The sequence below is a fragment of the Terrisporobacter othiniensis genome (assembly GCF_000808015.1).
Lineage (GTDB): Bacteria > Bacillota > Clostridia > Peptostreptococcales > Peptostreptococcaceae > Terrisporobacter > Terrisporobacter muris.
The window spans coordinates 42726-63970 of the sequence record NZ_JWHR01000047.1; the positions used below are offsets into that span (position 1 = coordinate 42726).

Genomic DNA, 21245 nt, shown 5'->3' on the forward strand with positions numbered 1-21245 from the left:
ATTTATTTTTAGCTGTTAAATACTATTAGTCTCTTTTAGTAATAAGACCTCTTATAACTTTCATATTGTTAAATACCTTTTCTAAGAAATCTTCAGCTTCATCATTGTCTAATAATGTTATTTCTAATTGATCTCCTTGTGGTATATCTTTCATTTCACAGTATTTCTTTGCTGTATCTAATAATTCATCTTTCTTTTCTGAAGATAAATCAAAGTCTTTATAGTCAATTATTATGTATTGTTTTACTTTTTGTTCTTTACCTTCATTGTATCCTATTTCTATATGATAAATTACAGCATATAAATTGCTAGGACTTTCCTCACCATTATATACAGGTACTGCTGGATTCGATTTTATAAAGTTAGTTGATACTGCAATTCCATTTCCTAAACTAAGACTCATATTTTTACCTCTTTCTCTATTATATATGTATTATTTTATCACCTTTTAGATATATTAAAACCTTTTTTTATAACTTTTTATATTTTAAATACAAAAAATACTATTAAATGTAAAATTTAATAGTATTTTCTTATAAATATAATAAATTTTAATAATAATAAATTTATTTTATGATGCTCTTAATTCTTTATATCTTTTTCCTAAGGTACGAGGACTTATTTCATATTTTTCAGATACTTGAGCTTGAGTTATAATTTCTCCTGCATCTTTCTTAATATAGTATTCTATTGCTGCAGCCCATCCATTTTCATTACCTTTTATTGATTTGTTAGATTTAAGAAAGCCCTTCCATAAATCCAATCCTTTTTGTAAATATTTATCTTCTATATTACTTTTTAATACATCATATATATTTACATCTAAATTATTGTCTACTTTAGTTTCAGTCATATTTTTTATGTTAGTATTTAATGAATTTACAACATACGATTCATCATTTAATAATATTTGTTGTGCAAATTTATAAATTAGCTCACTATTATAAATTACAAATTCTTTTATATTCTTTAACTTTTTATTATTGTTAGCCTTATAAGATTGTTTAATGCTATCAAGTATTATACTTACATTTTTATTTGATACCTTTATGCATTCATCAACCATTATATTCATACCTTGTACATTTATTGGCCTTCCTATTATACTTTCACCAACTTTTAAGTTTTTAAACGCATCAATATCTTCCACTATTATTTTATTATCATTAAAATAGTCTCTAATTATTGATTTTGTAGTTCCTATATCTTCAATTTTAAATATGCTTACATTAGATTTCATCATTGATGATAATATATTTCTTTGATTTTTATTTAAAGTTAATTTATTATCGTTTATAAACATATTGGTTATTGTATTTCCCTTATCATTTCTATAATCATGCATAAAATATGTATTATATTGCTTATCTAGCATACAGTTACTTTCTTGTGAAATATGAAATTTCTTTAAGCATTCCTCTCTATATTTATGGAAACTTGATGATTTCGAATACTCACATATTTTATTTTCCATATTTTTATACAAACCTTTTGCATATAATGTTTTATTTCTTGTAAATTCTATTAGCTGATTTTTTTGTAAGCAACATTTTTTATACTTCTTTCCACTACCACAAGGACATAGTTCATTTCTACCTATCAAGTTATCTTCACTCCTTCACTATTTTTTAAGCACGGCCATATATACTTGATTTTATATTAGAATTTATCTTTCATTTATATTGCTAGTTATTATTATCAATTTGCTTTTTCCATAGTTTCATATAATAATTTGGACTTCCATACTTTAATAATAATTTTCTAGAAATTAGACTATTATCCTTCTAAATTTATTAACAATCGTACTACCATTTTCATTATAAATTTTCATAAAACTCCAATTCATAAATCATTACCTTATCTTATTACTTTATATGACTTTAATTGTCATTATGCAATCTACATAATTCTTCTCATTTCCCTTTTCATTTTTAGGATTTTTTATATCCATATTTTCAATTTTATAATTTAGATTCAAGCCATTTAAAACGCTTTCTATTCCTTTAATTTTATCCAAGTTTCCTGATACACTTAGTTCAATGGATGAGTATGGCTTATTATTTTCATCTACTTCATCAAACTTGTTTATAAAATTAATATCTAAACTTGAATCCATTTTATCAATTATCTTAATTACTATGTCATCGCTTAAATCCATCGTTTCATCGTAACAATCACCTTTATATTCTGGTTCTACTTCTGTCAGTTTAGTTCTCTCCTGCTCCAAAGCATTAATTTTAGTGTTCATAGTATAAGAAGTACCTATACTGACTACCACAAATGTCATTATGGCAATGCATACCTTTTTTAATTCCTTTTTATTCTTGAACATTATTCAAAGCCTCCTATCTCATATATTGCATGAAAATATAACTTATTATTTTTATTTTCTACATTAGTTACAGAAAAATTTTTTATATTATCCATAGATTTTAATTTATCTAGTATTTCTAAACTCTTACATTTGCCCTCTATACTTACTTTATTATTTTCAACAGACAGCCTTTCAACATTTGAAAAGCCTAATAGATTATATATTTCATTTGTATCATTTACCAATGTACTTTTTTTCTTTTCAACCGCTTGCTCTACATTTGATTGCACAATTGTTTTAGTATTATTTATATCTTCTTTCAAGTTATTAATAGATTTTATGCTTGTATAACTTTGAAAAATTAATAAGTATATTAATATTATTACAGTACACTTAAAATATTTTTCTTCTCGCTCCTCTTCTTTAAAAAAATTAATTAATGCCTTTTTTCTCATCTATATTATCATCCCCCATGCTGGTAAATGATCTAATGTCATATCTATAACCTCTTCATCATTTTTTAAAATCAATCTATCTTTAATATTTAATTTTTTAATTTCTAGGCTATTTATAAAGCCATCGCTTATTCCGTAATAATATGTATTTTCATCATAAGAAGATTTATTTATGGAATATTGAGTATTATTTTTTTCCACAACATAAGATTCAATAATTTTTTTATCAAAAACTGTATTTAAAATCATATCTTGACCTCTATTTTCTATTATAGTTACTTTATCATCATTACTATTTGATAAATCAATTACTCTTAAATCTATAAGCTTTTGTAAAATATCAAAATTAATATATAGATATTTTTTCTTTATTTTTAAATTTTCACTTATAGATTTGCAAATATCTACATATTTCTTTGGAAATAAGATTCCTTGCACTGACCCCTTTCCCTTAGTATTAATATTTTCTTTATATTTTATTACATAATTTTGTAAATTTAATGGCATGTATCCACCTATTTCATATTTAATTTACTGAATAATTTCTTTTTTATTTTTAGATTTTATATTTTGTATATTTCTAATAATAACTTCGCTATTTTGTATATTGAAGTATATATTTTTTAATCTTTGATTGGATATTTCTTTTGTTAATTTTGTGATTTCATCTATATATGTATTTTTTTCTTCATTATTTAAGTCATTGCTTCCCATTTCATAGCTCATTTTATTCTCTATATTGCACTTATTTCTATTTTTTCTTATTAATAATATTTCTGTAGTTTTATTATTAATATTTACAATAAGATACTCCTTTATAAAATCACCTCCACAAAATTATTATTTATTCTATCTTAAATTGGCTAAGGTGTAACCACAGTTTAATTAGGCTTTGGATAAAATGTTTCAGTCCCTATCTTAACTGTTACAGAATCTCCTTGTGCTGTTACAATAAATTCATTGCCTTTTACCGATTTTGAAATTGGTACAAATTGAATATATCCATCACTTTGTAAATCACTTGGTTCAACTGACGTATTCCCATCACTTATAGATATCATTGCAGCTGTTGCTAAATTAGCAGCTGTAGCATAATCAGCATTTTTCTTGGCATTTTCTTGAACCTTTGAATATTTTGTTACTGCAATACTAGATAAAATTCCGATTATAGTAATAACTATTACCATTTCAATTAGGGTAAACCCTCTTCTTTTCTTTTTTAGTATAATCATTTTAGTTACCTCCATTTTTAAATAGCTGATACAGCATCGAACATTGGTATCATCATTGATATGACTACTATTCCGACTAGAACTCCTATAAGTAAGGTGATAAAATTTTCAAAGTATTTAGTTCCAATTTCAAGTTTTGAATCTAGTTCATTTTCATAATAATCTGTAACTGTATCCAGTACTGTATCTAGCCGACCACTTTCTTCTCCTATTGCTATCATTGATAGTAATAGTGATGGTAATTCTTCAACAGTTTTTAAAGAATCACCTATACTGTTACCTTTTTTAATAAACTCATTTGCTTTGCATATTTTTTCATATATATACTCATTACTCATTACTCTTGATGAGATTTCAATAGAATCTACAATTTGTACTCCACTCGATATTAAAATTGATAAAGCTTTTATGAATTTGTTACTAATAATTAATTTCATATATGTGTTTACAACTGGAAGTTTAAATACAAGCTTATTTATCATTTCATTAAACTTGTTACTACTTTTCTTAAGATATATTAATCCACCTATTAAAAGTAAGTTTCCTATCATAATTAAGAGCAAATCATCTCTAAGTAAATGTGATAAGCATATTAGTATTTTCGTTAAACCTGGTGTTTTTATATTGTTATCTGCATAAATATCTTCAAAATTAGGGATTAAAAAGATTAGTATAAATACAAAAGATATAATCATGGTGATTATCAATATGGCTGGATAAATTAATATACTAGTAATCTTATTTTTTAATTTATTTTCTTTATCATAATAAGTAGCTAGCTTGTCCATAACATCATCTAAATTACCACTTAATTCTCCAGCTGCTATCATACTTATATAAAAATTTGAGAATGCCTTAGTATTTTCAAAAGATGACTTTATTGAGTTGCCTTTTTCAATATCTCCAAGTATTTCTTTTAACACAACTCTCACTTTGTCATTAGACTCATCTATTAGGATTCTTAAAATTTTGGATATTTCACATCCTGATTTTAAAAGAATGCTCATTTCTTTAGAGAAAACTTTTACGTCCTTATTTTTTAGTTTCCTACATTTAAAGAAAGACTTTCTTTCCTTAATGTCAACTACTTTAAATTTGTTCTTATCAGCATAAGAATATATTTCGTCTTCAGTATCGATATTTAATTTTAAAATTCTTCTGTTATTTTCCTCATCATAAACTATACATTTGTACATTATTATTTACTCCTAATTAATAATTTCGTTGTTTACAATACATTCTTCTAATGTTGTTATTTTATTTTTAATCAGAGTAGAGTAACTATCCTCAAAAGTAATCATTCCATTTTTGATAGCTATGTCTTTTAAATCCTTTGCTTCTTTATTTTGTTGAATTCCATTTCGTATTTCATCATCAATTGTCAATATCTCATAGGCTACAGTTCGGCCATTATATCCTGTATATGAACATTCTTCACATCCAATAGGTATGGCAGTAGATATTGATTTCTTTTCATTTTGTTTAATAACAACTTCATTACTACAGTTTTCACATACCTTTCTAACTAACCTTTGTGATATAACTCCAATCAAAGATGCATTTAATAAATATGGCGGAATTTCCATGTCTATTAACCTTGCTATTGATGAAATTGCATCGTTAGTATGAAGAGTACTTATAACTAAATGTCCTGTAATAGCCGCTCTTACAGCTATTTTTGCTGTTTCTATGTCTCTAATTTCACCAACCATAATAATATCTGGATCCTGTCTTAAAATCGCTTTTAATCCCTTTTCAAAAGTAAGTCCTATTTTATGATTTACTTGTATTTGATTTATTCCTTCCATTTTGTATTCAACAGGGTCTTCAATAGTCATTATATTATTGCTAGTATTTCTCAAATCTTTTAAAATTGAATACACTGTAGTAGTTTTTCCACTTCCTGTTGGTCCTGTAACCAGTAATATTCCGGTCTTTTTATTTATTATTTCTTTAATTTTTTCTACAGATTCTTTAGAAAATCCTAGTTCATACTTTGTTTTAAGAAAAGAATCTCTACTTAAAAGTCTAAGTACAATTTTTTCACCATAAGTAGTTGGGACTGTTGATATTCTAATATCTACTACTGAATCCTTAATTTTCACATCTATTCGTCCATCTTGAGGTAATCTTTTTTCTGTAATATCCATATTAGCTTTATATTTTATTACAGCTGCAAGAGATGGATATAAATCTAATCCTAGATTCAACATTTCTTTCATCTTACCATCTACTCTAATTCGAATTTTCAATAAATCACTAAAAGGTTCAATATGTATATCACTAGATTTTTCCTTTAAAGCCTTTTGTAGAATGTCATGAAGCAAATAATTAGCATAATCGTCGTTTACATCAATTGCATCTCCATAGCATAATTCAATATTTTCTAAAATCTCTTCTCTTGATACTTGTTTTAGAATTATATTTTTACCTGTAACTAGATTTAAATCTTGCATAGCATATATGTTTTCTTCTTCAATTCCTACTACTAAGGAGTCTTCATTTAGCTCTATAGGAAATAAATTATATTTCCTTGCAAGCTTTTCTGGTACTAATATGGATAAATCCGTTTCTAATGCTATAATTTTAATCACCTCGATTACTATAAAATATATACTATGATTATCAACACTTATTTTATTATTTATACAGATATAAACTCTTATTTTATGCAAAATAATAAAAGCTATGATATTAAAATAAAATTTTATTCATTCTTTATCATAGCTTTCTTGTTTTAATTATTTATTTTCATATTTTAGTATTTTTTTTACCAATTGAGATTTCAATTCATCAACCTTATCAAAATCCATATTTGGGATATAATAATTTTCAATTACGTCATGATTTAATTTAGCCTTTTTTAAATTAGAGATAGCATAATTGATTAATTCATCTAATACTCTTTCGTCTATTTCTAATTCTTCCTTATAATCAATTAATTTTTCTTTATTTATAAATTCACTTAAATTGATTGCTTCTTGGTTTTTAAATAAAGAACTTGTAGTTATTGCTATTCCTAAATCTGTAATCATGATTGACTCTATTTTTTCTGGTATAAGAGGATAATGGAATACTTCTACATGTAGCCCTTTCAATACAGCTTTATCATATATTCTCTTTAAGAAAGTAGTCTTACCATAACCTATTTTTCCATCTAGGTAATAAACTTTTTCAGCATCTTGAAGTAAACTATCTGCATAATCTATATGACCTATTGGAGTTATAGCTGTTCCAAATAAATGTCTAGTACCAGAAAATTCTTCTTTATTTTCTATTCCTTTAAATATTTTATCTATAAATTCATCTGTAAATTTATTAAGTTTGCCAAAATTCATTGTATCACTATTTTTACTTTCTATATCATAGAAAATTGGTTCTGCAGCTTTTAAATATTTAAATGCTCTTTGGAAACATGCTCCTATCTCTTTGTTACACTGCACTATTTCCATCTTATTCTTTTCTAAGTTATCCATATTCCAAAAATCACCGAAATTAACTATCTCATCTATAGCCCCTGGTATTTTAGGATCAACAATATGTGGTGCCGTAGCATCTAGCAACACAACTTTTAATTTTTTTATTACAACAGCATCTAGCGAACTTGGATCAGATGAACAAGGGAATACTTCTACATCGTATCCTTTTTCTACAAAATCACGTGCTACCTTTTTCATTAAAGATGATTTTCCAACTCCAGGACCACCTTTTAAACAAAATACTCTATTTATATCCTTTGGAATTATATAATCAAAATAAGAATAAAAACCATTACTTGTATTTGCCCCTGGAAATATCTTCCTAACTTTACCTTTCATATTCATGCCCCCTAAAATATTCTACTTATTAAGATATTAATTATGGCTTGCTTTTGTTACTAAATATAATATTTTTATTTGAAATCAAAAAACTGTATTGAAATCATAAATATAATTTCAATACAGTTCCTATTTGTATATTAATCTACAGTTATTTCATAACCATGCTCTTCATATTGGGCGATTATCTCATTCCATACATCTTCCACTCCAGTTTTCTTTGAAGAAGAAAGAGGTATTACTTTTTCGTCTTTCATAAGGCCTAATTTTTTTCTTATTATGCTTATGTGTTTTTGGTATTGACCTCTAGATATTTTATCTGCTTTTGTTGCTATAACAACACAGTTATATCCAAAGTGTTTTATCCATTCATACATCATAACATCGTCATTTGTAGGCTCATGTCTTATATCTACAAGTAAGAAAATAGCACATAATTCTTGTCTATCTTGTAAATATCTTTCCATGATAACTCCCCACTTATCCTTTTCTGATTTTGATACCTTAGCGTAACCATAACCAGGAAGGTCAACGAAGTAAAACTCTTCATTTATTTTATAAAAGTTTATTGTTCTTGTTTTACCAGGAGTTTGACTTGTTCTTGCAAAGTTTCTTCTATTTAATAAAGCATTTGTTGCCGAAGATTTTCCTACATTTGATCTTCCAACTAAAGCTATTTCTGGTAGTCCTTCTGTTGGATATTGATCTTTTTTTATTGCACTTACTACTATTTCTGAACTTCTAATTTTCATTTTTCTCACCATCTTTTACTAAAGCATGTTCTAAAACTTGATCCATATGGTCAACAAGAACAATTTCTAGTTTTTCTTTTACATTTTCAGGTATTTCATCTAATTGAGCATCACATTCTCTTGGTATTAAAACTTTTTTAATGCCAGCTCTATGTGCCGCAAGTACCTTTTCCTTAACTCCACCTACGACCATTACTCTACCTCTAAGAGTTATTTCACCAGTCATAGCTACATCACATCTAACAGGAATTTTAGTTAATGCAGAAATTACTGCAGTAGCCATAGTTACCCCTGCAGATGGACCATCTTTTGGAGTTGCTCCTTCTGGACAATGTATATGGATATCTTCTGTTTTGTAGAATTCTTGGTCTATATCAAATTTATCTGCTATGGATCTTATATAAGATATTCCTGTTTGAGCAGATTCCTTCATTACATCACCAAGTGAACCAGTTAGTACAACTTGTCCTTTTCCTTTTAGTACATTTACTTCTACAGGAAGTGTAACCCCACCTACTGAAGTCCATGCAAGACCTGTTACTATACCTATTTCAGGTTTTGTCCCAGCTAAATCGTATAGATGTTTATCTCTTCCCAGATATTCTTCTAAATCCTTTGGAGTTACTATAACACCTTCTAAAGATGAGTCTTCTACGAATTTTTTAGCAATTTTTCTACAAACCTTACCTATAGTTCGCTCTAAAGTTCTCACTCCTGCTTCTCTTGTATAGTAATTAATTATGTCCCTCATTGCTTCTTCTTCAATTGTTACAAAACCTTCTTTTAATCCATTTTCTTCGATTTGTTTTGGTAATAAGTATTTTTGAGCTATATTAAGCTTTTCTTCTTCAATATAACCTGATACTTCTATTATTTCCATTCTATCAAGTAATGGACCTGGTATTGTACTTAAACTATTTGCTGTAGTTACAAATAGTATCTTTGATAAATCAAAAGGTACTTCTAAGTAATGGTCAACAAATGTTTTGTTTTGTTCTGGGTCTAAAACTTCAAGCATCGCTGAAGATGGATCTCCCTTATAATCTGCTGCCATTTTATCTATTTCATCTAATAAGAATACTGGATTCTTAGTTTGAGCTTCTTTTATACCATTAATTATTCTACCTGGTATAGAACCTACATAAGTTCTTCTATGACCTCTTATTTCAGCTTCATCTCTTACTCCACCTAAAGATATTCTTACGAATTTTTTCCCTAAAGCTTCTGCTATAGATTTTGCAATAGATGTTTTACCTACACCTGGAGGTCCAACTAAACAAACTATTGGTCCTTTTAATGATTTAGATAATTTTCTTATAGCTAAGTATTCTAATATTCTATCCTTAACTTTTTCTAATCCATAATGTTGTTCATCTAAAATCTCTTTAGCATTTTTTAAGTCTAATTTATCTCTAGTTTCTTTGTTCCATGGCAGTGAGAATATAGTATCTAAATATGTTCTACTAACTGATGAATCTGGAGACTGAGGAGATGTTCTAGAAAACTTATTGATTTCTTTTTCTATCTTTTCCTTTGTTTCCTTAGGAGCTTTGATTTTTCTTAGCTTTTCTTTGTATTCTTCAACTTCAGAAGTTAAGTCTTCATCTTCTCCTAATTCTTTTTGGATAGCTTTTAACTGTTCTCTAAGATAATATTCCTTTTGAACCTTATTCATTTGTTTCTTAACTCTTAGAGTTATTTTCTTTTCTATTTTTAGTATATCTATTTCTTCTAATAAAATTTTATATAGTAACTCTAATCTTTTAACTATATTAAACTCTTCAAGAATTTCTTGCTTTTGATCTGCTTTTAAGAAAATATTTGATGCAATAGTATCTATAAATCTATCTACATTTTCTATATCAGCAAGAGATACTAGTATTTCTGGAGAAACTCTATTACCTATGTTTATGTATTCTTCAAATGCATCAAAAACATTTCTTACAAATGCTTCTACTTCTATATCTTCATCAGCATTTTCTTGATCATATATTATTTCTTCTACTAATGCTTTAAAGTATCCATCTTCTTCGTTTATTTCTTTAACTTTACCTCTAGATACACCCTCTACCAAAACACGAACTGTATCTCCAGGTAACTTGATAACTTGTTTAACTTTGCAAATAGTTCCAACATGATAGAAATCTTCTGTTGTAGGTTCATCTACTTCTGCTTCTATTTGTGAAGTTAAGAATACTAATTCATCCTCTAACATGGCTTGATCTAGTGCTTTTAAAGACATTTCTCTACCTATGTCAAAGTTTAATATCATATATGGAAATATTGCTAATCCTCTTAAAGGTATCAATGGTAACTCATGGTCAATTTTTGTATAATTTTGTTCCATCATTATCACTCCTTAAAGTGCTATTTTCTTTGCTTTTTATATTATATATTTATGTATGTTAATTTTCAATATAAATCAACATAGCAATATGCATAATTTAGGTTAATTTTATTATGCTATATTAATAAAATAATAATTCATTTATAAATATTTATTTTGTTCATATCTTAGGCTATATATAAAATACATATTAATTTAGCATAATAAAACTAAATTTAATAATCCCATAATATTATAAAAGGAGCTTATTAATATATAAGCTCCTTTTTATATTAATTATGCACTTTCTTCTTTATCTTTAAGAACCATAATTGGTTGTGTTTCATCAGCAACAGATTCTTTCGTAACTATTACTTTCTTGATATCTTCTCTTGATGGAATTTCATACATAGTCTCCATCATAACACTCTCAACTATACTTCTAAGACCTCTAGCCCCAGTGTTTCTATCTATAGCCTTTTTAGCTATAGCTCTTAGAGCATCTTCATCGAATTCTAAGTCAACATTATCTAGTTCAAATAATTTTTTATACTGCTTAACTAGAGCATTCTTAGGTTCTTGTAGAATTTGCATTAAAGCATCTTCATCCAATAACTCTAATGTAGCAACTACAGGTATTCTACCTATAAATTCAGGTATTATACCAAACTTAAGTAAGTCTTCAGGAAGAACTTTAGCATATATCTTTCCTAAATCTGTATCATTCTTACTTTCAATCTTAGCACCAAATCCTACTGTTTTTTCTGTTCCACGTCTTTGAATTATTTTTTCTATGCCATCAAAGGCACCACCTAAAATAAATAATACATTAGTTGTATCTATTTTTAGGAATTCTTGATGAGGATGTTTTCTTCCTCCTTGTGGCGGAACATTAGCCACAGTTCCTTCTAGAATTTTTAAAAGAGCTTGCTGAACGCCTTCTCCACTTACATCCCTTGTAATAGATGGGTTTTCTGACTTTCTAGCAATTTTATCTATTTCATCAATATAGATTATTCCTCTTTCTGCTTTTTCTATGTCAAAATCAGCTGCTTGAATAAGTTTTAATAAAATATTTTCAACATCTTCACCTACATATCCTGCTTCAGTTAAAGAAGTTGCATCAGCCATTGCAAATGGCACATTTAGTGTTCTAGCTAAAGTTTGAGCAAGTAATGTCTTCCCAGAACCTGTTGGTCCAAGTAAAAGGATGTTACTCTTTTGTATTTCTATATCTTTAGTTGTAGATTTTTTACTATATATTCTTTTATAGTGGTTATAAACTGCAACTGATAATATTTTTTTAGCTCTTTCTTGACCAATTACATAGTCATTAAGAATCTCCATCATTTCTTTAGGCTTTGGTAGAGATGTAGTATCCTCTTCCATAGTTTCTTCAATTTCTTCTTGAATGATTTCATCACAAAGTTCCACACATTCGTCACATATATAAACGTTAGGACCTGCAATTAATCTTCTTACTTGATCTTGTGTTTTCCCGCAGAATGAACATTTCAGTTGTCTTTTTTCTTCGTATTTTGACATAACAAGCACCTCTTTCCTAACTATGGGCCTTTTCAATGACTTCGTCAACTAGCCCATATTCCTTGGCTTCCATCGCACTCATAAAGTTGTCACGTTCAGTGTCAGCCTTCACCTTCTCCAATGGTTGACCTGTTCTCTCAGAAAGAATTTGATTTAATCTTTCTTTTATTTGTAAAATCCATTTGGCATGAATTTCTATATCTGTTGCTTGACCTTTTGCACCACCTAATGGTTGATGTATCATTATTGTACTATTTGGTAGAGCATATCTCTTACCTTTTGCACCAGCATTTAATAGAAATGCACCCATAGATGCTGCCATACCTATACATATTGTACTTACATCAGGTTTAATATATTGCATAGTATCATATATAGCCATACCTGCTGTAACACTTCCACCTGGTGAATTTATATATAGATGTATGTCTTTATCTGGATCTTCCGCCTCTAAGAAAAGTAGTTGGGCTACTACAAGACCAGCAGTTACATCATTTACTTCGTCACCTAAAAATATTATTCTATCTTTTAATAATCTAGAATATATATCATAGGCTCTTTCTCCTCTTCCTGTTTGTTCTACTACTGTAGGTACTAATGCCATAAATCATACCCCCTCTGAATGTTTAATATATAATTTACAGTAGCCCGGGGGGACTACTGTAAAGAACTAAGCTATTTTAGCACTATCAACTAATAAATCTATAGTTTTTCTTATTTTTAATTGACCTTCCATGTCTTTTAAGTCATTTGGTCTTAAAGCTTCTTTAACTTGCTCAACAGTCATGTTATAAGCAGCTGCCATTTTTTCAACTTCAGCATTAACTTCTTCTTCAGAAACCTCAACACCTTCAGCTTTAGCTATTGCTTCTATTACTAATGAAGTTTTAACATTTTTTACAGCTTCTTCTCTTCTGTTAGTAGTGAATTCAGCTTTAAATTCTTCCATAGTTTTACCAGTCATTTGTAAGAATTGCTCCATTCCAAATCCTTGGTATTGTAATTGGTAGTTAAGTTCCATTAATTGATTTTCTATTTCATTTTTAATCATAGCTTCTGGAACTTCTACTGTTGTATTTTCAACAACTTTTTCTATAACTCTGTTTCTTAATTCATTTTTAGCAGCTTCTGCAGCATCAGCTTCAGCTTTAGCTCTTACGTCAGCTGTTAATTCTTCTAAAGTATTGAATTCAGTAGTATCAGCAGCAAACTCATCGTTTAACTCTGGTAATTCTTTAACTTTAACATCATTTACTTTAACTTTGAAAACAACTGGCTTTCCAGCTAAGTTTTCAGCATGGTATTCTTCTGGGAAAGTAACATTAACTTCTACTTCTTCTCCAACTTTTTTACCAACTAATTGCTCTTCGAATCCTGGTATGAATGATCCTGAACCTATAACTAAGTCATAGTTTTCACCCTTTCCACCTTCGAAAGCAACTTCTCCGTCAAATCCTTCGAAATCTATGTTAGCAGTATCTCCATTAGCTATTTCTCTTTCAACAGATACTAATCTTGATGCTTTTTCTCTCATTTCTTCTAATTTAGCAGTAACAACGTCTTCGTTTACAGTTTCTTCAACTTTTTCTACTTCAACACCTTTGTACTCACCTAATTCAAAAGTTGGTTTAACTTCTACATCAACTAATATAACTAATCCGTTATCCTTGCTTATTTCTTCTATATCTATTGATGGCATATCGATTGGATCTATTTTTAATTCATCTATAGCTGATGGGTATACCTCTGGGAATAGTATATCTATAGCATCAGAATAAAATACACCTTTTCCGTAGTTAGTTTCTATTATTTTTCTAGGTGCTTTACCTTTTCTGAATCCTGGTATGTTGTATTTCCCTTTATTCTTATTGTAAGCCTTAACTATTGCTGATTCAAATTTATCGTTATCTACAGTTAATTTAAAACTTACTTTATTGCCTTCTGTTTTAATTAATTCTACTTTCATTAACTTTATCCTCCTAAATATCTTATGTAATGATTTTTATAAATTATAATTCTAATTTATAGGTAACTCTTTAATTATATCATACAAGGTTTTTTATTTACAAGTGTTCCCTTAATTTCAACACTTCTTGTTTATATTTTTATTTCTTCATATGAAATATTATTATCTATTGTTAATATTCCAAAAGCTTTATTGCTACCACCTCTTGGATATGCAAGGCTACCTGGATTTATAAAAGTAATATTATCTATTGTTTCATATATAGGAATATGAGTGTGTCCAAACACTACAAAGTCAATATTATTATCTTTTGCAAATCTATATAATGAGTTAATACCAATTTTCACATTATGATAATGACCATGACATACAAAAAAATTCTTATTATTAACTGAAAATTTTAATTCATTATCTCCATCTATACTATATGAATAGCAATCATATGAATCACAATTCCCTTTTACACATTTAACATTCACATCAGTTGCATAATATATGTATTCTGCATCATTAATATAATCACCAGCATGAATAATTAAATCACATTTTTTTAAATATGGAATTGCTCTATCTATACTTCTCATATCTCCATGAGTATCACTAATTATTCCTATTTTCATATATTTTATCCTTTATTATCTTATAACTCTTCTTGAAAGTTCTTCCTTCATAAGATCTAAAGCTCTGGCTCTATGACTTATGGCATTCTTAACAGTTGATGGTAACTCTGCAAAAGTTTTATTGTATTTATCTACTATGAATAAACTATCGTATCCAAATCCATTTTTACCTTTTTCTTCGAAAGCTATAGTACCTTCACAAGTTCCTCTAACTACAAACTCTTTACCATCTGGAAATACTACTGCTATGCAACAAACAAATCTACCAGTCCTATGACTGATTGGAGTGTTTTTTAAAGCCTTAATTAATTTTTCTCTATTTTCTTCGTCTGTAGCATTTTCTCCAGCGTATCTAGCTGAATAAATTCCTGGTTTTTTACCTATTGCATCTACCTCTAGCCCTGAATCATCAGCTATTGTTATCATATTAGTAAGTTTAGCTACTGTTCTGGCTTTTATCAAGGCATTATGCTCAAATGTTTTTCCATTTTCTTCAATATCTAAATTGCCTAAATTCACATCTTTAAGAGAATGTATATTATAATCTAAATCTTTTAGTATTGCACCTATTTCTTCTAATTTATGTGCATTTCCTGTAGAAATTACTATATCATTACCATATTCCATACCTAATATTTCATCAGCAATTTCTCCTAATGCTGCTCTTTGTATACTTATAAGTTCTTTATTCCCTTTTTCTCCAAGCTCTAACAGTTTATTTAAATCTTTTCTAGAAAAAGGTCTTTCTTCTCCAGTTCCTTGAACTTCTACAAATTCGCATCTATCAGTCATTATTATGTTCATATCTACTTGTGCATTTGAGTCTTCTTCATAGCATATATCAAGTAGACACTCATTATTAACTATACCAACACTTATTGCAGATACAAAGTTTTGTATAGGCATTTTTTTGATTAATCCATTACTGTATAATTTATAAATAGCCTCAGCAACAGCTACAAATGCTCCTGTTATAGAAGCAGTTCTAGTTCCTCCATCAGCTTGAATAACATCACAGTCTACCCAAATAGTTCTTTCACCTAGTTTATTTAGGTCTACAACAGATCTTATTGCTCTACCTATTAATCTTTGTATTTCTTGGCTCCTTCCATCAATTTTACCTTTTGAAGCATCTCTAATTTTTCTTTGTTGAGTTGATCTAGGTAACATTGAATATTCTGCATTTATCCAACCTGTTCCAGTATTTCTTAAAAAAGGAGGTACTTTTTCTTCTATTGAAGCAGTACATACAACTTTTGTTTCTCCCATTTCTATTAGAACTGAACCTTCTGCATACTTTGTGAAGTTTCTTGTAATTTTTACGTCTCTTATTTGATCAAATTTTCTCCCATCAATTCTAATCATTACTTTTCCTTTCCTGCAAAATTCACTTTACCCATTTGCCTTCATCTATTCATTAGAATCTTATAGTTTTTTTTGAAAATATCTATTATTTCAATACTTATTCTAATCTATTCATAGTTATAATTTTAGCACTATTCAATTTAATTTACTACAAAATAATGCCTCATTTGCCCAAACATTATTTATATCGTTTCCTGATTATTTTAAACTCTCTAATACTTCTTCTTGAGAAGATAATTTAGATAAATTCAAGAAGGTTTCTTCATCTATTACCTTAACCCCTAATTCATTTGCTTTTGTAAGTTTTGAACCTGCTTCTTCTCCTGCAAGAACAAAAGATGTGGATTTACTAACACTTGAAGTTGCTTTTCCACCTAATTTTTCTATTATATCTTTTGCATCATTTCTCTTAAGAGTTGGTAGTGTTCCTGTTAATACAATTTTCATTTTATCAAATATTTTTATAATGTCTTCATTATCATTGTCAATTATTTTAGTATTTACACCTGCATTCTTCAATTTTTCTATTACAGAAATATTTTTTTCTTCTTTGAAGAACTCAACTACACTGTCAGCCATTGTTTCACCAAACTCTTCTAAGTTGATAAGTTGATTTACATTTAAATTCATTATTACATCCAAGTCTTTAAACTCATTTGCAATAATTTTTGCACCCTTAACACCTATATGCTTTATTCCTAGACCATTTATTAGTCTATATAAGTCATTAGATTTAGATTTTTCTAATGCATTTATAAGATTAGTTGCTGATTTTTCTCCCATTCTTTCCAGGTTTACTATATCTTCTTTTTTAAGATAGTATAAGTCAGAAACATCTGCTATAAGTTTTTGTTCTAATAGTAATGTTATTATTGACTCACCTAGACCATCTATATTCATAGCATCTCTAGAAACGAAGTGAATAATTCCTCTTCTAATTTGAGCTGGACAAGACATATTTATACATTTTACTGCTGCTTCTCCATCTAATCTTACAGTAGGTTCTCCACAAACAGGGCATTTGTGAGGCATTTCAAATATTGACTCTTCTCCAGTTCTAGCATCTTTATCTACTTCCACAACTTGAGGTATGATATCTCCAGCTTTTTGAACTACTACCATATCACCTATTCTTATATCTTTTTCTTTTATGTTATCTTCATTGTGAAGTGTTGCTCTACTTACTGTTGTTCCAGCAAGTCTAACAGGTTCTAATAAAGCTGTTGGAGTTATGTTTCCTGTTCTTCCGACCTCTATAATTATGTCCAATAACTTTGTCGTCTTTCTTTCTGCTGGGAATTTATAAGCAATCGCCCATCTTGGACTTTTTGCAGTGAATCCCATTTGTTCTCTTTGATCAAAGTTATTAACTTTTATAACCATTCCATCTATTCCATATTTTAATTCTTCTCTGTGTTCAGTCCAATATTCAATATATTTTATTATATCTTCTATATTGTTAAACACCTTATAGTCTGGACTTACTGTAAATCCTAACTTAGATAATAATTCTAAGGATTCACTATGAGTCTTACAATTATCATTTTCTAAATGTTCTAAGTTAAATATGAATATGTCTAAAGGTCTTTTTGCTGTTAATTTTGGATCTAACTGTCTAAGAGATCCTGCTGCTAAGTTCCTTGGATTAGCATATAAAGGTTGATCTAACTCTTCTTGTTGTTTATTTATTTTTTCAAAATTATCTTTTGAAATGTAAACTTCTCCTCTAACAATCAATTCATCTTCATAGTCTACTTTTAAAGGTATTGTTTTTACTGTCATTAAGTTCTTTGTAATGTCTTCACCTACGACACCATCTCCTCTAGTAGCACCTTTTTCAAACTGACCATTATTATATGTAAGGCTTACTGAAAGTCCGTCTATTTTAAACTCTATAACATACTCCACTTCGCCAGATACTGCATCTCTAACTCTTCTATCAAAATCTCTTAAATCAGTCGCTGAATATGCATTTGACAAACTAAGCATTGGTATTTTATGTGTTATTTGGTCAAACTTATCTAAAGCTTTTCCGCCAACCCTATTAGATGGAGAATCTATTCTTTTTAAGCTTGGATTCTCTTCTTCCAATTTAATTAATTCTTTCATTAAATTATCATATTCAAAATCTTCGATTTCTGGAGCATCATCATTGTAATATCTCTCGTTATGGTAATTTATCAAATCAATAAGCTCTTTAATTCTTTTTTCTGCTTCCATAATTATTAATCACCTCATTTATCATCTTTACTTATTATTCCTTATTATATTTTTTAGTATAACATTTTAAAAATTTATCTTAAATTATTATTTTCATTTAATGGATATTTTTATTTTTTTCATGCTAAAAAACCTCTTAGGTGATTTATTTCCTAAGAGGTTCTATTTAATAATTATTTTTCATTTAATGCTGCTAAAACTTCTTCCAAGTTAAGTCCGTGTACTTCGCAAGCTTGCTCTATTGATTCAACTTGAGCTGATGGACAACCTAAGCATCCCATTCCAAATCTCATTAGTATATTAGCTGCATTCGGATTTAATTGTAATACTTCACCTATAGTTTGATCTTTAGTTATCATAATCATTTCTCCTTTTATTTATATATATTTCTCTTCTAGAAAGTTTAGTATACCAATATTTTCTTCTCTTATGGAAGAGTTTTTTTCTTCATATTCAAAGCATTCTTTATCTATAACTTGTAAAACATCTTCCTTTAATGATCTATTCGCAAAGTTAAAGATTACATTATCTTCTTTGTGTATATGATTTTCTAATAAAGTTGCATAAGATATGGCATTGGCTATTATATCTAATCCAGCTTCATTATCTCCATTTTTATACTTATTTAAGGCTTCTTCTAAATTTCTCATGTAGTTTCTTCCCAAGTCATGCTCTACAAGCATTCCGTGAGTAATAACATTTTTGCCTGTTTCTCCCAGATGCTCTACCATTTTGTTAAATAGAAAAATTTCTTCTTTTTTGTGATGATGATTATCAGCAAAATTTTTAACAAAATCAATCATCTTTGTAAAATCATCATAATCTATTTTTTTATTGTCCATAAAATTTAAACATGCATTTCTCATTACTACAAGCATACGACTAACATATTTATGTTCTGTCATTAGTAACTCTATTCCACTCATTATTTTTCTCCCTAGTATACGTTTTATTTAGATATATTTCTTATTAACCTCATACCATTTTCTTCTATTAAATACTCATAATTGTTATTTAGTTCATGTATAAATGATTTTATCCATGCATTTCTTAAATTGTAGAAGTTTTCTACATCACAACCAACTTCTGTCCATATATCTTTGTGAACACAGATTCTTTGTTGCCATCCAATTTTGTTTTCTTCCTTTAAAGAAACTTCATTTACTCTATCACAAGGCATACCATCTAAGATATAATCATTCATACAATTAAATAGTTCTTCAGGTGTTGATGGTAGATTACCTTCAGATTTAACCTCATTAGCTGCTACTATCCCCTGATTTTTATAAACTTTTTCTAATTCACCATAATTATTTTCATCTGCTTCTATTAATAGTTTTGTCCAAGCTGCCATTCTTCTTTCAGCACAGTGGATTTGATTTTGTAACCATCCATGAATGTTACTTGTGTCTATTAACTCTTCTAATGGTTTATTCGGTAATTTTTCTCCATATTTATTTTGGATTTCACCATTTAATTTTTCTACTTCAAATCCTTCTTCTTTTGCTAAATTTATTATTTCATTTTCCAGTTTTTCAAACCATAAAATTTTGTTGAATAGCCAGTAATGTATTTTTCCTAAAAATAAACTCATAATATATCTCCTTTGTATTTTTTATTTCTTATCTTATGTATTACTTGTAACCATAATACCTCAATCTTAACTTTAATTCTGTAACATATGTTACATATACATGAAGTTTATATTTTTATGATAAAATTAATACTAATAAAAATTATTATTTTAAGGAGATAAAATGTTTAAAAATAAAAGTGAAGAGTATCTTTTAGATCTTTTTAAAGATTCTAATTATATAATAAAATCCTATTCAAAAAATGATATTATTGCTATAGAAGGAGATACTTGTACTTCTATAGGTTTAATTTTAGATGGAAACATAGATATAAAAAGAATGTTGGGTACTAAGGTGATACATGTATCATCTTTTGGTAAAGGACATATTTTTGGAGAGGTTATTGCTTTTTCCGATGTCAATTTATATCCAGCAACAGTTATGTCATCTACACAATCTAAAATCATGTTTATAAGTAAAGACAACTTTATAAAGTTTTGCACTTCTCATGAGGATTTTTTAGGAATGTTTTTAAATGATTTAAGCAATAAGATTTTTGTTTTAAATAAGTCTATAACTAACTTAACCTTTAGTAGTGTTAGACAAAAAATCTGCAATTTCTTAATCACAGAATATAAATTACAGAATAGTGAAAATATCAAATTAAAAATAACTAAAGAAAAAATTGCTGAATCGCTAGGTATAACTAGGCCTTCCCTTTCTCGTGAATTGATTAATATGAAAGACATGGGACTTATTGATTATTCAAGAAGTCATATTAAAATTTTAGATTTGGAAGAAATAGAAAATATTTTAACTGAGTAAAAATTTACTCTCCTTAGACAAAAAATGATCAAATTACTCCATGTCGTCAACAATGTATGCTTACAATAAAAAACAAGTGTAGGTTTTGAAGTGAACCCTTTACACGGGAATAAATAAAACAACCTCTTTTGAAACATACTATATGTATGATTTTAAAGGAGGTTATTTTATTATGAGTACAAGAGTACACTACTCACCAGAAATAAAATGGAAAGCTATAGATATGAAATTAT

At 28.0% G+C, this 21245-nt stretch carries 22 protein-coding genes; 1 reads left to right on the forward strand and 21 read right to left on the reverse strand.

Features of this window, described 5'->3' with window-relative positions; translation table 11 throughout:
- Nucleotides 1-25 precede the first annotated feature (25 nt).
- From QX51_RS04330 to QX51_RS04430, 21 genes are all read right to left on the reverse strand, one after another.
- Nucleotides 26-403: a hypothetical protein gene (locus tag QX51_RS04330; RefSeq protein WP_039678686.1), complete on the reverse strand. Its 378-nt coding sequence runs from the start codon at nucleotides 401-403 to the stop codon at nucleotides 26-28.
- A 168-nt stretch (nucleotides 404-571) separates the two neighbouring features.
- Nucleotides 572-1603: a YecA family protein gene (locus QX51_RS21155; protein ID WP_039678687.1), complete on the reverse strand. Its 1032-nt coding sequence runs from the start codon at nucleotides 1601-1603 to the stop codon at nucleotides 572-574.
- A 267-nt stretch (nucleotides 1604-1870) separates the two neighbouring features.
- Entirely contained in the window at nucleotides 1871-2332 is a 462-nt protein-coding gene (locus QX51_RS04340) for a hypothetical protein (RefSeq protein WP_039678688.1), read from the reverse strand.
- Nucleotides 2332-2769: a hypothetical protein gene (locus tag QX51_RS04345; protein ID WP_039678689.1), complete on the reverse strand. Its 438-nt coding sequence runs from the start codon at nucleotides 2767-2769 to the stop codon at nucleotides 2332-2334. Before QX51_RS04345 ends, QX51_RS04340 begins: the two co-directional genes overlap by 1 nt.
- On the reverse strand, nucleotides 2770-3276 hold the full coding sequence (locus QX51_RS04350; RefSeq protein ID WP_039678690.1) for a hypothetical protein: 507 nt from the start codon (nucleotides 3274-3276) through the stop codon (nucleotides 2770-2772).
- A gap of 24 nt (nucleotides 3277-3300) precedes the next feature.
- Nucleotides 3301-3495 carry a hypothetical protein gene (locus QX51_RS04355; protein ID WP_039678691.1) on the reverse strand — a complete coding sequence of 65 codons (195 nt, stop codon included), beginning with the start codon at nucleotides 3493-3495 and terminating at the stop codon, nucleotides 3301-3303.
- A 155-nt stretch (nucleotides 3496-3650) separates the two neighbouring features.
- Complete coding sequence (locus QX51_RS04360; protein WP_039678692.1) at nucleotides 3651-4001, reverse strand: competence type IV pilus major pilin ComGC; 351 nt, start codon at nucleotides 3999-4001, stop codon at nucleotides 3651-3653.
- A gap of 17 nt (nucleotides 4002-4018) precedes the next feature.
- Entirely contained in the window at nucleotides 4019-5197 is a 1179-nt protein-coding gene (locus QX51_RS04365) for a type II secretion system F family protein (protein ID WP_052232874.1), read from the reverse strand.
- A gap of 12 nt (nucleotides 5198-5209) precedes the next feature.
- On the reverse strand, nucleotides 5210-6595 hold the full coding sequence (locus tag QX51_RS04370) for a GspE/PulE family protein (protein ID WP_039678693.1): 1386 nt from the start codon (nucleotides 6593-6595) through the stop codon (nucleotides 5210-5212).
- A gap of 147 nt (nucleotides 6596-6742) precedes the next feature.
- On the reverse strand, nucleotides 6743-7819 hold the full coding sequence (locus tag QX51_RS04375) for a PRK06851 family protein (protein WP_039678694.1): 1077 nt from the start codon (nucleotides 7817-7819) through the stop codon (nucleotides 6743-6745).
- A gap of 140 nt (nucleotides 7820-7959) precedes the next feature.
- Nucleotides 7960-8571 carry a ribosome biogenesis GTP-binding protein YihA/YsxC gene (yihA, locus tag QX51_RS04380; protein ID WP_039678695.1) on the reverse strand — a complete coding sequence of 204 codons (612 nt, stop codon included), beginning with the start codon at nucleotides 8569-8571 and terminating at the stop codon, nucleotides 7960-7962.
- Nucleotides 8561-10918, reverse strand: a complete 2358-nt coding sequence (lon, locus tag QX51_RS04385; RefSeq protein WP_039678696.1) for an endopeptidase La — start codon at nucleotides 10916-10918, stop codon at nucleotides 8561-8563. The genes yihA and lon overlap by 11 nt, the downstream gene beginning before the upstream one ends.
- A 276-nt stretch (nucleotides 10919-11194) precedes the next feature.
- Nucleotides 11195-12442, reverse strand: a complete 1248-nt coding sequence (clpX, locus tag QX51_RS04390; protein ID WP_039678697.1) for an ATP-dependent Clp protease ATP-binding subunit ClpX — start codon at nucleotides 12440-12442, stop codon at nucleotides 11195-11197.
- Nucleotides 12443-12458: 16 nt separating this feature from the next.
- A complete protein-coding gene (gene clpP, locus QX51_RS04395; protein WP_039678698.1) occupies nucleotides 12459-13046 on the reverse strand; it encodes an ATP-dependent Clp endopeptidase proteolytic subunit ClpP in 588 nt (195 codons plus the stop codon).
- 66 nt (nucleotides 13047-13112) lie between these two features.
- The gene (tig, locus tag QX51_RS04400; protein WP_039678699.1) at nucleotides 13113-14408 is read right to left on the reverse strand and encodes a trigger factor; all 1296 of its coding nucleotides are present in this window, start codon (nucleotides 14406-14408) and stop codon (nucleotides 13113-13115) included.
- Between the two features lie 131 nt (nucleotides 14409-14539).
- A complete protein-coding gene (locus tag QX51_RS04405; protein ID WP_039678700.1) occupies nucleotides 14540-15028 on the reverse strand; it encodes a metallophosphoesterase in 489 nt (162 codons plus the stop codon).
- A 15-nt stretch (nucleotides 15029-15043) separates the two neighbouring features.
- Nucleotides 15044-16393, reverse strand: a complete 1350-nt coding sequence (gene rph, locus QX51_RS04410) for a ribonuclease PH (RefSeq protein ID WP_039678701.1) — start codon at nucleotides 16391-16393, stop codon at nucleotides 15044-15046.
- Between the two features lie 198 nt (nucleotides 16394-16591).
- Nucleotides 16592-18613: an NAD-dependent DNA ligase LigA gene (ligA, locus tag QX51_RS04415; protein ID WP_039678702.1), complete on the reverse strand. Its 2022-nt coding sequence runs from the start codon at nucleotides 18611-18613 to the stop codon at nucleotides 16592-16594.
- A 173-nt stretch (nucleotides 18614-18786) separates the two neighbouring features.
- A complete protein-coding gene (locus QX51_RS04420) occupies nucleotides 18787-18972 on the reverse strand; it encodes a DUF1858 domain-containing protein (RefSeq protein WP_039678703.1) in 186 nt (61 codons plus the stop codon).
- An 18-nt stretch (nucleotides 18973-18990) separates the two neighbouring features.
- A complete protein-coding gene (locus QX51_RS04425; protein WP_039678704.1) occupies nucleotides 18991-19539 on the reverse strand; it encodes a hemerythrin domain-containing protein in 549 nt (182 codons plus the stop codon).
- A 23-nt stretch (nucleotides 19540-19562) separates the two neighbouring features.
- The gene (locus QX51_RS04430; protein ID WP_039678705.1) at nucleotides 19563-20207 is read right to left on the reverse strand and encodes a hypothetical protein; all 645 of its coding nucleotides are present in this window, start codon (nucleotides 20205-20207) and stop codon (nucleotides 19563-19565) included.
- Nucleotides 20208-20370: 163 nt separating this feature from the next.
- On the opposite strand from QX51_RS04430, the gene QX51_RS04435 reads away from it, so the two are divergent.
- Nucleotides 20371-21012 carry a Crp/Fnr family transcriptional regulator gene (locus tag QX51_RS04435; RefSeq protein WP_039678706.1) on the forward strand — a complete coding sequence of 214 codons (642 nt, stop codon included), beginning with the start codon at nucleotides 20371-20373 and terminating at the stop codon, nucleotides 21010-21012.
- Nucleotides 21013-21245: the final 233 nt, after the last annotated feature.